Genomic DNA, 10,849 nt, shown 5'->3' with positions numbered 1-10,849 from the left:
ATGCCCGCCGCATGCGCCTAGACCGACTGTGCCGAAAACCTGTATTCGACTTCGGCAAAACGGTCGCGCGGAAAGACATAGAGAAACCGCAATCCGTCGGGGCCCGCCACGGTGCCATGTTCTGCGTCTTCTGGCACATAGACCGCCACTCCGGGGCCGATGTCATGGGCCACCCCGTCGATGGTGACTGTGCCCTGTCCGGACAATCCGAAATAGATTTCTGACGGGCTATGGCGATGCGGCAACAAGGTGCCTTCGGGACCAAACTCTGCCACGCCCAGAACCATCGACGACGTGGCCGTTTTGTCGCCGTCAAACAACGTGCGCCAGCGCACGGTGCCAAAGGCCGGGTCCTCGCCGCCCTCCAACGGGGCGTGGTCCGCATTTGCCACCACGGGCAAGGCCGCAAGCGCGGCGGTTGTCAGATCGAACTGGCCGAAATCGGACAGGCTGTCGGAGATGAAATCGGGCATGGCGACGCTCCTTTATCGTGGCCGTGGCGCAATGCGGATGCCCCATCCGCATGCACCAGACTGCCTGTCGAAACGTCGCCGGTCTGGCCGGAAAACGACCCTTATGTCGCCATGAAACAAGGGGTTTCTTGCCGCACCACAGCAGGTGATCTGTCTGCGACACGCATTTTCCCACAGGCGACATCCCGGCATTAGGGCCATGCCAGACCCGCCACCCACAGCGGGTCTGATTCGCCTGTGGGATCAGCTGCGGATGCGCCAGCCCGTGCGGAAGATCCACCAGATGATGCCCAGACACAGCGCAAAGAAGCCGGTGATCGCCATCAGCGAAATTCCCACCGGCACATCTGCCAGACCAAAGAACGCCCAGCGGAAGCCGGAGATCAGGTAAACCACCGGATTGAACATGGTGATCGTCTGCCAAACCGGCGGCAGCATCGAAATCGAATAAAACGACCCGCCCAGAAAAACCAAAGGCGTGACAACCAGCAATGGCACCAGCTGCAACTGCTCAAAGCTTTTGGCCCAGATCCCGATGATAAACCCGAACAGGGCAAAGCTGACGCAGGTCAGCACCATAAACAGGATCATCGCCAACGGATGCTGTATCTGCAAATCGACAAACAGGGCTGAGGTGCCAAGGATCACCACCCCGATAAACAGGGCCTTGGTGGCCGCCGCCCCGACATAGCCCATCACAATCTCGAAAAAGTTCACCGGCGCAGACAGCAGCTCGTAAATTGTGCCGACAAATTTCGGAAAATAGATCCCGAAAGAGCCGTTCGACAGCCCTTGGGTCATCACCGACAGCATGATCAGCCCCGGTACGATGAAGGCGCCGTAGGGCACGCCTTCGACCTCTTCGATGCGCGATCCGATGGCCGCGCCAAAGACGACGAAATACAGCGACGTCGAGATGACGGGCGAGATAAAGCTTTGGAACAGCGTGCGGAAAAAGCGGTTCATCTCGAACCGGTAAATCGCGCGGATGGCATACCAGTTCATGCCGCGTCTCCTTCTTGTTCGGCGACGAGGCCTACGAAAATATCTTCGAGCGAATTCTGATGGGTCTGCACATCGCGCACCATCAGACCCGCCCCGCTGAGCGCGGACATCAGCGACCCGATGCCGGAGCGTTCCGCGTTTGTGTCGTACAGATAGGTCAGGCTCTGCCCATCCTGCGAGCGCGTCAGGTTGAAATCGGCCAATGCCTCGGGGATGGTGTCGACCGGCGTGACCAGATCGATGCGCAGCGCCTTTTGCCCCATGCGCGACATCAGAACGTCCTTGTCCTCAACCAGCAGGATCTGCCCGCGATTGATGACCCCGACACGGTCGGCCATGGCTTCGGCTTCTTCGATATAATGGGTGGTCAGGATGATGGTCACACCGTCCGCCTTGAGCTCGGCGACCGTGTCCCACATCTCGCGGCGCAGCTCTACGTCGACGCCTGCGGTCGGTTCATCCAGAAACAGCACGCGCGGTTCGTGCGCCAGCGCCTTGGCAATCAGAACGCGGCGCTTCATCCCGCCTGACAGCTCCTTGATCTGGTTGTTGCGCTTGTCCCAAAGCGAAAGCTGGCGCAGGATTTTCTCTGTTTTCGCAGGGTCTTGCGGCATGCCGAACAGCCCGCGCGAAAAGTTCACCGCATTGATCACCCGTTCAAAGGGCTCCAGATTGATTTCCTGCGGCACCAAACCGATCAGGCTACGGGCCGCGCGGTAGTCGGTGATCGTGTCGTGTCCGCCGACGGTAATGCTGCCCTCGCTGGGCAGGGCAATGCCGCAGATAATCGAGATAAGCGTTGTCTTGCCCGCCCCGTTCGGCCCCAGCAAAGCGAGGATCTCGCCTTCTTGGATGGACAGATCGACGCCTTTGAGCGCCTCGAACCCACCGTCATAGCGTTTCTTGACGCCCTTGATATCGACCATCGCCATGGGAATGCCTTTCATTTGCGCAGGGCGAAGGTAAACCCGCCGGTTTGGAATGCAATTGTGCAAAACTGCATATCTTATCTTCATGACGTTTTATGACATATGCTGGCAGCATGCTTCCTGCTATCAGCGGGGCATGAACAGCAAAGCAGACAATCCCGCCCTCGGCATTTTACTCATTTGTATCGGGGTGGTCGTCATCTCGGTGAATGATCTTTTGATCAAGGTGTTGTCCGGCGGCTATCCCCTGCATCAGATGGTGTTCACACGCTCTGCCATCGGGCTGGTCTTTACCCTCGGTCTGGTGTTCTACGAAGGCGGGCTTCATCTGCTGCGCACCTCGACCCCTTGGCCGCATGTGCTGCGCGGGCTTCTGGTGGTGACGGCCAATATGACGTTCTACGCCGCCGTCGCCGTTCTGCCCCTTGGGCAGGCCACGGCGCTGTTCTTTGTCGCGCCGCTGTTCATCACGCTGCTGTCGATCCCTTTGCTGGGCGAAAAGGTCGGTCCGCTGCGGCTTGGCGCGGTGGTTGTCGGGTTTGCCGGTGTGCTGGTGATGCAGCAGCCGTGGAACGCCGATCTGTCCGTGGACCGCAGCGTGCTGTTGCTGCCCGTTCTGGCCGCGCTGGCCTATGCGTTCATGCAAGTGCTGACGCGCAAACTGGGGGTGACGACCCGTGCCTCGGCCTTGGCCGTGTATATCCAAGGCACCTTCCTGCTGGTGTCTGCCGGCTTCTTTCTGGTGGCAGGGGACGGACGTTTTGCCGAAGGGGTGGAAAACGAAAGCCTGATCTTTCTGCTGCGTGCCTGGACATGGCCCACGGCCGAGGACTGGCCAGTGTTTATCGGTCTGGGCCTGTGTTCAGGCATGGTCGGCTATTGCCTGAGCGCCGCCTACCGTATGGCGGACGCCGCCACCATCGCCCCGTTCGAATACATCGGCCTGCCGCTGGCGATCTTTTGGGGCTGGGTGACGTTTGGCGAATGGCCGACCGTGGCCACATGGATCGGCTGCGCCCTGATCATCGGCGCGGGGCTGTTTGTCTTTTTGCGAGAACAGACACGCAACCAACCCCTGCCCGGTCGGCGGACGCGGTGGGGGCGGCGCTAACCGCGCGCCCCGAACGCTCAGGTCAGGTGGTCGAAGAAATCCGCTCCGGCCTTGGCCAGCAGGGTTTCCGCCAATTGACGGCCCAGCGCGGGACCGTCTTTGATCGGGCCGTGGATCTCGTCCGCATGGGACACGGACCCGTCGGTTTTCAGGATCTCGCCCCGCAGGCGCATCTGGTCGCCGTGAAGCTCTGCCAGACCGGCAATCGGCGTTTCACAGGACCCGTCAAGCCGCGCAAGGAACGCCCGTTCCGCCGCCAGTCGCAATCCGGTGTCATGGTGATGCAGGGCCGCCAAAAGCCGCTCTGTCAGCGCGTCATCCATCCGCCGTTCAATACCGATCGCCCCTTGGGCAATCGCGGGCAGCATGTCATCGGTAGCAATGGGATGCATCGGCACGGCGGGGATTTTCATCCGGTTCAGTCCGGCACAGGCCAGAAACGTTGCAAAAGCCACGCCATCGTCGAGCTTCTTCAGACGCGTCTGCAGGTTGCCCCGGAACTCCACCACTTGCAGATCGGGACGGCGGTTCAACAACTGCGCCCGCCGCCGCAGCGACGATGTGCCCACAACCGCCCCCTGCGGCAGATCGTGAATGCTGTCGGCGTGTGGGCAGATAAAGGCATCGCGCGTGTCCTCGCGCGGGAGGTAGCAATCCAGCAGCAGGCCTGCGGGCTGTTCCGTGGGCATGTCCTTCATGGAATGCACCGCGATATCAATGGCACCGGCCAGCAGCGCCTCTTCGATCTCTTTGGTGAACAGACCCTTGTTGCCGATTTCCTTGAGCGGAATGTCCCGCGCAATCAGGGCGCGGTCGTCGCCCGTGGTCTTGATCACCACGATCTCGAAAGCGTCGATCGGCAGATCAAAGGCCTCCATAAGGCGTTCGCGGGTCTCATACGCCTGCGCCAAGGCAAGCGGCGAACCACGTGTTCCAATCTTCAGCGGGGCAGAGGGCGAGGGCATATCAGTCATAGCCAAACCTTTATGCGTCAGGCTGTCGGCTGGCAACCTGTCGCAGTTTGCCCTAAGTGCCACCCAAAGCACCTGACGGAGGCCCCCATGACCAAGACCATTCTGCGCGCACTGGCCGGTGAGACCCTGCCCACCCCTCCGATCTGGATGATGCGGCAAGCGGGCCGCTATCTGCCCGAATACAAGGCCACCCGCGCCGAAGCCGGTGACTTTCTGTCGCTGTGTTACAATCCCGAACTGGCGGCCGAGGTCACGCTGCAGCCGATCCGCCGCTACGGCTTTGACGCGGCGATCCTGTTTGCCGACATCTTGTTGCTGCCACAGGCGCTTGGGGCCGATCTTTGGTTTGTCACAGGCGAAGGGCCGCGCCTGTCCACCGTCACCACGCAGGCCGATTTCGACAAGCTTGGCCGTGGCGAGATGATCCACGACACGCTCAACCCGATCTACGAGACGGTCAAGATCCTGCGCCGTGAACTGCCCGAAGACGTAACGCTGATCGGGTTTGCGGGCGCGCCATGGACGGTGGCCACCTACATGATCGCCGGTCAGGGCACCAAGGACCAAGGCCCCGCCCATGCGCTGAAGGCCGAAAACCGCCCCCTGTTCGAGGCGCTGATTGATCGCCTGACCGAAGGCACCATCGACTATCTGACCAAACAGGTCGAAGCAGGCGCCGAAGTCGTGAAGATTTTCGACAGCTGGGCAGGCTCGCTCAAGGGGGAGGATTTCGACCGCTACGCGCTGGAGCCCGCCCGCATCATCACAAGCGCGCTTAAATCGCGCTTTCCCGATCTGCCGATCATCGGCTTCCCGCGTCAGGCCGGTGACAAATATGTGGGCTTTCACAAGGCCACAGGCGTCGATTGCGTCGCAGTCGATGATTCCGTGACACCGGAATGGATTGCCGCAAACGTCCAGCCCGGCGGCTGTGTCCAAGGCAACCTGAAGAACACCCATCTGGTGACCGGCGGGCAGGCCCTGATTGATGAAACACGTCATGTGGTGGATGCGCTGGCGAACGGGCCGCATATCTTCAACCTCGGCCATGGCATCACTCCTGACGCCGATCCCGAAAACGTGCAGATCATGATCGATACGATTCGCGGCAAATGATACCACTGGCACGGGGCGCAACCGCAGCGCGGTCTTGCCCCGGTCATCTTCGGGCGACATGATTCAGGGGTAACCGCCACAGGATAACCAATGCAGCCCCAAAGCATCCGCATTGCGCGGCCCACCGACAACATCGATGCGCTGCTGCCCTTTTACTGCGATGGGCTGGGGCTGCAGATTCTCGGGCGATTCGCTGATCACGACGGCTTTGACGGGGTTATGCTCGGGGCCAAAGGCGCGGCCTACCATTTTGAATTCACCCGACACCCTGACCATCCCGCAGGGAGGGCACCCACCCGCGACAATCTGGTGGTGTTCTACCTGCCCGACCCAGACGACTGGCAGGCGGCCTGCGACCGGATGCGGCGCGCGGGATTTACGCCGGTGCCATCGCTCAACCCCTATTGGGACCGCTTAGGCGAGACATTTGAAGACCCCGATGGCTACCGCGTTGTGCTGCAAAACGCGGCTTGGGACTGATCACCAAAGACGACAAACCCCCGAAGACAGCCGTCTCGGGGGTCGCCAATACGTTTGGTTCGGAAGCGACAGCTCTTAGAGCATACCTTCGCGCTGGGCTTTTTTACGAGCCAACTTGCGGGCGCGGCGGATTGCTTCAGCCTTTTCACGGGCTTTCTTCTCGGACGGCTTCTCGAAATGCTGCTTGAGCTTCATTTCGCGGAACACGCCTTCGCGCTGCAGCTTTTTCTTCAGAGCGCGGAGCGCCTGATCGACATTGTTGTCACGAACACTGACCTGCATGTGGTTTTCACCACCTTTCTAGGTTTGAGTTGCATAAAGAATTGCAGGAAGTGGCCCTATAGCAAGCACCGCTCTATTTGTCTACCCTGTGGTCACGTCAATGAAAGGAACGCGCAAGATGCCCGATACTGCCGACCGGCTGCTGGATGCGGCGATGATGCATGTGGCCTTTGATGGCTGGTCCGAGACCACGTTTCGCGCCGCCGTGCAGGATGCCGAGGTCAACCCGACCGTGGCCCGCGCTCTGTTCCCGCGCGGAGCCGTGGATCTGGCCGCTGCCTACCACAAACGCGGCGATGCCGCGATGATCGAACGTCTGGAACAGGCGGACCTGTCCGACATGCGCTTTCGCGACAAGGTGGCCTTTGCCGTACGCACGCGGATCGAGGCCGCCGCCGACCGAGAGGCCGTGCGCCGTGGCACCACCCTGTTCGCCCTGCCCTTCTACGCCCCCGAAGGCGCGCGGCTGATCTGGGGCACCGCCGATGCGATCTGGACCGCGCTTGGCGACAGCTCTGATGACGTGAACTGGTACACGAAACGCATGACCCTGTCGGCGGTCTATTCCTCCACCGTGCTGTTCTGGCTTGGTGACGATTCGCTGGGCAGCGACGCAACATGGGCCTTTCTGGATCGCCGGATCGAGGACGTCATGCGCTTTGAAAAGGCCAAGGCGGGCGTGCAGGACAACAAATTGCTCAGCGCGCTTGCCGCAGGCCCCGCCCGCATCCTTGGCCGGATCAAGGCCCCCGCCGCACGGCGCGACGACCTGCCCGGTGGTTGGACCCCCTGAACCCTTCTGCGCATCCGGGGTTTCCCCTGACACGCGGGCGACCTAGCTTGCCCGCTAGATCAAAGGAGACCGCAATGCCCCAGATGCGTGCCATCGAAATCACAAAGCCCGGCGGGCCGGACGTGCTTCAACCGTGCCAGCGCCCCATGCCACAGGCCGCCGCCGGACAGGTCGTCATCAAGGTTGCCTATGCCGGTGTGAACCGCCCTGACGCGCTGCAACGGGCGGGCAGCTATGCGCCGCCGCCCACGGCATCCGATCTGCCGGGTCTGGAGGCCTCTGGCGAAGTGGTTGAGGTCGGCCCGGATGTGAGCTGGCCCAAAGTGGGCGAACAGGTCTGCGCCCTGCTGCCCGGCGGTGGCTATGCGGAATATGTCGCCACACCGGCCACCCATTGCTTGCCTGTCCCCCAAGGGCTGGACCTGAAACAGGCCGCCTGCCTGCCAGAAACCTATTTCACGGTCTGGTCCAATGTGTTCATGCGCGGTGGCTTGAAGGCGGGTGAGCGGTTCCTCGTGCATGGCGGCTCTTCGGGCATCGGCACGACGGCCATCCAACTGGCCAAGCAATTCGGGGCTCATGTCTTTGCCACCGCCGGATCAGCGGACAAATGCGCCGCCTGCACCGATCTGGGCGCAGACCGCGCCATCAACTACCGCGAAGAGGACTTCGTCGAGGTCCTCAAAGACGCAGGCGGCGCGAACCTGATCCTTGATATGGTCGGCGGCGATTACATCGCCCGCAACCTGCGTGCCTTGGCCGATGACGGGCGTCTGGTGCAGATCGCCTTTTTGCAGGGACCCAAGGCGGACATCAACTTTGCCCAGATCATGATGCGGCGCCTGACCGTGACCGGCTCGACCCTGCGCCCGCAAAGCGACATCGCCAAGGCCGAAATCGCCGCAGCCCTGCGCGAAACGGTTTGGCCGCTGCTCGATCAGGGAAAAATCGCGCCGGTGATGGATTCCGAATTCGCGCTAAACGATGCCGCCGCAGCCCATGCCCGCATGGAAGGGTCGACCCATATCGGCAAAATCGTCTTGTCCGTCGCACCCTAAGCTGGACATGAAACGGGCAGGCGCTTGGCCTGCCCGTCGTTTAATTTCTTGCAGGTTTAGGCCTTTAGCTCGGCCCGATCATAAAGCATGTGACCTGACGCGCCTGCAGACGTTTGCAGGCCAATTCGGCAGTATCACGGGTCATCCCCATAAAGTTCGCATCGAATCCGCGCGCGCCCTGAACCACTTTGCGCAGGGATCCATCCAGCGTGCCGGTTTCCGTCAGCGCCGTTTTCAACAGGACCTTCTCGGCGGCAAAGCGGCTTGGGTAGCGCCCCACGTTAATGCCCCAATGGCGGCTGTCGTTGGTCGACAGGCGGGTGACCACCTCGGCCTCACGCGCAGGCGTCGGCTTATCCAGCTCGACGGCACGCGCCCGAATCACACCTGCCGGACGGGCTGCCGGTTTGATCGACGCCTGTGGGGCGGCAATAGCTGCGGCAACCTCGATCGGTTGCGCCGATGGCGTAGGTTCGGGCGGCGCGGCCACGGCTGCGGTTTGTTGGACGTCGCGCAGCACCTCTTCGATCTCGCTCTCAAGCTCTGCGACCAAGGGGGCAACCTCGCCCACAGGAACACCGGGGACCTCTGCCGCACGACGGGCATTGGGGCGCAGACTGCGGGTCACAGCCGCACTGGCCACGCGGATCGATTTCGCCCCTGTGCCGGGTTCGGGTGTGGCGGAATTGGCCACCGCAATGCCCGACGGCCCAGCGCCCTTGCCAAGGTAAGGCGGCTTGGACGGCTTGTTCAACGCCACACGACTGGGCGACTGGGAAAACCCGAGATCCAGAAGCTCTGCCACCTTGGCGTTGCGCGTCGCGGTGGAGCGCCCACCAAAGACCGTGGCAATCACCCGCTCGTTGCCCCGTTCGGCAGAGGCCACAAGGTTAAAGCCCGCAGCGCGCGTATAGCCGGTCTTGATCCCGTCGGCACCACGATAGCTTTCAAGCAGACGGCGGTTGGTGTGGGATACGGTCCGCACCCCTGCATCCGCTGTGACACGGCTGAACAGGTTATAATATTCAGGATAGTCGTAGATCATGTGCCGCCCCAGAAGCGACATATCCCGCGCCGTGGACAGGTGGCCCTCTTCGGTCAGACCGTGCGCGTTTTTGAACGTGGTGCGCGACATGCCCATCGCCTGAGCGGTGCGGTTCATACGACGCGCAAAGGCGGCTTCGGACCCTTCGATGGCCTCGCCAATCGCGGTGGCGGCATCGTTTGCGGATTTCACCGCAGCGGCACGGACCAGATACCGCAGCGCGATCTTCTGCCCTGACCGCAGACCCAGCTTGGAGGGCGGCTCTGCCGCGGCATTCTTTGTGACGGTGACCAATGTGTCCATGGTCAGCTCGCCGTTCTGCACCGCCTCAAAGGCGATATACAGCGTCATCATTTTCGTAAGCGATGCCGGATGCAAACGCGTGTCAGCATTGCGCGCGTGCAACACCTTACCGGTGCGCGCATCCATCACCATCGCTGCGTAGGGGGCCGCATTCGCATGGATCGGTACAAACACCGCCATCCAGACAAACGCGATAATCCAAAGGGCCAAACGACCCCACTGCCTGCGACGTCCCGTCACGACCACTGCCTTTCTGCCTCGACCCCCGATTTTTCGGTAGGTATTTCTGCCTGACACCTTTCTGTGGGCGTCTTGGTTACTGATTACTTACCATAGGAGGCGCTTTCGGAAAACCCACAGATAATTGATAAAACTTGGCTTTTGCAAAAATGCGCCATCCACATATGGGGTCTAAGGGGGCGTCACCCCCTAAGTGTATGAATGTGGCAAAGACGGGGCAAACATGGCAAAATTGTGGCAGCGTTCTCGCCTCACCCGATCTCACGAACCAGATCAGGCAAATGTGACAGATCGTCGATCTCGCGATAGCGGTCGGCGTACTGAGGTGGCTCGGCATGCTCCAAAGCCCACGCCAGATCATGCGGCACCAAAACACCCCAGCCGCCCGCCTCGATTGCTGGAACCACATCGGATTTCATCGAATTCCCCACCATCATCGCCTGCGCGGGACCGCCGGGGGAGCCGCCGAAGATACGCGCATAGGTCTGGGGCTGCTTGTCGGAGACGATCTCGACCGCGTTGAACAGATCCCCCAGGCCCGATTGCGCCAGCTTACGTTCCTGATGCAGCAAATCGCCCTTTGTGATCAGCACCACATGATGCGTGGCACTGACCGCCTCCACCGCCTCTTGTGCATGGGGCAACAGCTCCAGCGGATGGGCCAGCATATCGCGCCCGGTCATCATGATGTCCTTGATCACATGGCCGGGGGCCGCGTTGTCCGTCACCTCCAGCGCCGTTTCGATCATCGACAGAACGAAACCCTTCACGCCAAAGCCATAGTGCCCGATATTGCGGCGTTCGGCTGCGATCAGTCGCTGCTCCAGATGCTCCGGCTCGGCATGGTCCTTCAAAAGCTCGACGAATCGCTCTTGGGTCAGCTTGAAAAACCGCTCATTGTGCCAAAGCGTATCGTCTGCATCGAAACCTATTGTTAAAAGATTCTGCGCCATTTGGTCCTCATCCTAAGCGGCCCCCTTTTCGCCGTGGGCGCTACGGCTATATAAAGAGGCCAATTCCGCAACCGCAAAGCAAGATCA

General features: G+C 61.2%; 12 protein-coding genes. 5 read left to right on the top strand and 7 right to left on the bottom strand.

Annotated features, from left to right (window positions below):
- Nucleotides 1-17: 17 nt before the first annotated feature.
- The 3 genes from ACN5AZ_RS12985 to ACN5AZ_RS12975 all read right to left on the bottom strand — a co-directional run bounded on the left by ACN5AZ_RS12985 (nucleotide 18) and on the right by ACN5AZ_RS12975 (nucleotide 2,425).
- Nucleotides 18-473, bottom strand: a complete 456-nt coding sequence (locus ACN5AZ_RS12985) for a cupin domain-containing protein (protein WP_419429315.1) — start codon at nucleotides 471-473, stop codon at nucleotides 18-20.
- A gap of 243 nt (nucleotides 474-716) precedes the next feature.
- Complete coding sequence (locus ACN5AZ_RS12980; RefSeq protein ID WP_419429314.1) at nucleotides 717-1,478, bottom strand: ABC transporter permease; 762 nt, start codon at nucleotides 1,476-1,478, stop codon at nucleotides 717-719.
- The gene (locus tag ACN5AZ_RS12975) at nucleotides 1,475-2,425 is read right to left on the bottom strand and encodes an ABC transporter ATP-binding protein (RefSeq protein WP_419429313.1); all 951 of its coding nucleotides are present in this window, start codon (nucleotides 2,423-2,425) and stop codon (nucleotides 1,475-1,477) included. The genes ACN5AZ_RS12980 and ACN5AZ_RS12975 overlap by 4 nt, the downstream gene beginning before the upstream one ends.
- Before the next feature lie 118 nt (nucleotides 2,426-2,543).
- Between ACN5AZ_RS12975 and ACN5AZ_RS12970 the strand changes: the two genes are divergently transcribed.
- The gene (locus tag ACN5AZ_RS12970) at nucleotides 2,544-3,518 is read left to right on the top strand and encodes a DMT family transporter (protein WP_419429312.1); all 975 of its coding nucleotides are present in this window, start codon (nucleotides 2,544-2,546) and stop codon (nucleotides 3,516-3,518) included.
- A gap of 17 nt (nucleotides 3,519-3,535) precedes the next feature.
- On the opposite strand, the gene hemC is transcribed toward ACN5AZ_RS12970, so the two are convergent.
- A complete protein-coding gene (hemC, locus tag ACN5AZ_RS12965) occupies nucleotides 3,536-4,492 on the bottom strand; it encodes a hydroxymethylbilane synthase (protein ID WP_419429311.1) in 957 nt (318 codons plus the stop codon).
- Nucleotides 4,493-4,579: 87 nt separating this feature from the next.
- Here hemC and hemE point away from each other — a divergent pair, with 87 nt between their 5' ends.
- The gene (hemE, locus tag ACN5AZ_RS12960; RefSeq protein WP_419429310.1) at nucleotides 4,580-5,608 is read left to right on the top strand and encodes a uroporphyrinogen decarboxylase; all 1,029 of its coding nucleotides are present in this window, start codon (nucleotides 4,580-4,582) and stop codon (nucleotides 5,606-5,608) included.
- A gap of 90 nt (nucleotides 5,609-5,698) precedes the next feature.
- Nucleotides 5,699-6,088: a VOC family protein gene (locus ACN5AZ_RS12955; protein WP_419429309.1), complete on the top strand. Its 390-nt coding sequence runs from the start codon at nucleotides 5,699-5,701 to the stop codon at nucleotides 6,086-6,088.
- Between the two features lie 75 nt (nucleotides 6,089-6,163).
- Here ACN5AZ_RS12955 and rpsU read toward each other — a convergent pair whose 3' ends face one another.
- Nucleotides 6,164-6,370: a 30S ribosomal protein S21 gene (gene rpsU / locus ACN5AZ_RS12950; RefSeq protein WP_008207378.1), complete on the bottom strand. Its 207-nt coding sequence runs from the start codon at nucleotides 6,368-6,370 to the stop codon at nucleotides 6,164-6,166.
- A gap of 118 nt (nucleotides 6,371-6,488) precedes the next feature.
- Between rpsU and ACN5AZ_RS12945 the strand changes: the two genes are divergently transcribed.
- Together ACN5AZ_RS12945 and ACN5AZ_RS12940 are read left to right on the top strand one after the other, a co-directional pair.
- Nucleotides 6,489-7,163: a COQ9 family protein gene (locus ACN5AZ_RS12945; RefSeq protein ID WP_419429308.1), complete on the top strand. Its 675-nt coding sequence runs from the start codon at nucleotides 6,489-6,491 to the stop codon at nucleotides 7,161-7,163.
- A gap of 74 nt (nucleotides 7,164-7,237) precedes the next feature.
- Nucleotides 7,238-8,221 (top strand): NAD(P)H-quinone oxidoreductase, encoded by a 984-nt coding sequence (locus tag ACN5AZ_RS12940; protein WP_419429307.1) that lies wholly within the window; start codon nucleotides 7,238-7,240, stop codon nucleotides 8,219-8,221.
- A 64-nt stretch (nucleotides 8,222-8,285) separates the two neighbouring features.
- On the opposite strand, the gene ACN5AZ_RS12935 is transcribed toward ACN5AZ_RS12940, so the two are convergent.
- Both ACN5AZ_RS12935 and ACN5AZ_RS12930 read right to left on the bottom strand, forming a co-directional pair.
- Nucleotides 8,286-9,749 carry a D-alanyl-D-alanine carboxypeptidase family protein gene (locus ACN5AZ_RS12935; protein WP_419429306.1) on the bottom strand — a complete coding sequence of 488 codons (1,464 nt, stop codon included), beginning with the start codon at nucleotides 9,747-9,749 and terminating at the stop codon, nucleotides 8,286-8,288.
- Between the two features lie 311 nt (nucleotides 9,750-10,060).
- A complete protein-coding gene (locus ACN5AZ_RS12930; RefSeq protein ID WP_419429305.1) occupies nucleotides 10,061-10,762 on the bottom strand; it encodes an HAD family hydrolase in 702 nt (233 codons plus the stop codon).
- Nucleotides 10,763-10,849: the final 87 nt, after the last annotated feature.

Origin of the sequence: Sagittula sp. SSi028 (assembly GCF_048553715.1) — a bacterium.
GTDB lineage: Bacteria > Pseudomonadota > Alphaproteobacteria > Rhodobacterales > Rhodobacteraceae > Sagittula.
This window is presented reverse-complemented; position numbering and strand designations above follow the sequence as displayed.

Excerpts from the sequence above, each read along its gene's own strand:
- ACN5AZ_RS12985 (WP_419429315.1), bottom strand. The coding sequence starts at position 473 with ATGCCCGATTTCATCTCCGACAGCCTGTCCGATTTCGGCCAGTTCGAT.
- ACN5AZ_RS12980 (WP_419429314.1), bottom strand. The coding sequence starts at position 1,478 with ATGAACTGGTATGCCATCCGCGCGATTTACCGGTTCGAGATGAACCGC.
- ACN5AZ_RS12975 (WP_419429313.1), bottom strand. The coding sequence starts at position 2,425 with ATGAAAGGCATTCCCATGGCGATGGTCGATATCAAGGGCGTCAAGAAA.
- ACN5AZ_RS12970 (WP_419429312.1), top strand. The coding sequence starts at position 2,544 with ATGAACAGCAAAGCAGACAATCCCGCCCTCGGCATTTTACTCATTTGT.
- hemC (WP_419429311.1), bottom strand. The coding sequence starts at position 4,492 with ATGACTGATATGCCCTCGCCCTCTGCCCCGCTGAAGATTGGAACACGT.
- hemE (WP_419429310.1), top strand. The coding sequence starts at position 4,580 with ATGACCAAGACCATTCTGCGCGCACTGGCCGGTGAGACCCTGCCCACC.
- ACN5AZ_RS12955 (WP_419429309.1), top strand. The coding sequence starts at position 5,699 with ATGCAGCCCCAAAGCATCCGCATTGCGCGGCCCACCGACAACATCGAT.
- rpsU (WP_008207378.1), bottom strand. The coding sequence starts at position 6,370 with ATGCAGGTCAGTGTTCGTGACAACAATGTCGATCAGGCGCTCCGCGCT.
- ACN5AZ_RS12945 (WP_419429308.1), top strand. The coding sequence starts at position 6,489 with ATGCCCGATACTGCCGACCGGCTGCTGGATGCGGCGATGATGCATGTG.
- ACN5AZ_RS12940 (WP_419429307.1), top strand. The coding sequence starts at position 7,238 with ATGCCCCAGATGCGTGCCATCGAAATCACAAAGCCCGGCGGGCCGGAC.
- ACN5AZ_RS12935 (WP_419429306.1), bottom strand. The coding sequence starts at position 9,749 with ATGGCGGTGTTTGTACCGATCCATGCGAATGCGGCCCCCTACGCAGCG.
- ACN5AZ_RS12930 (WP_419429305.1), bottom strand. The coding sequence starts at position 10,762 with ATGGCGCAGAATCTTTTAACAATAGGTTTCGATGCAGACGATACGCTT.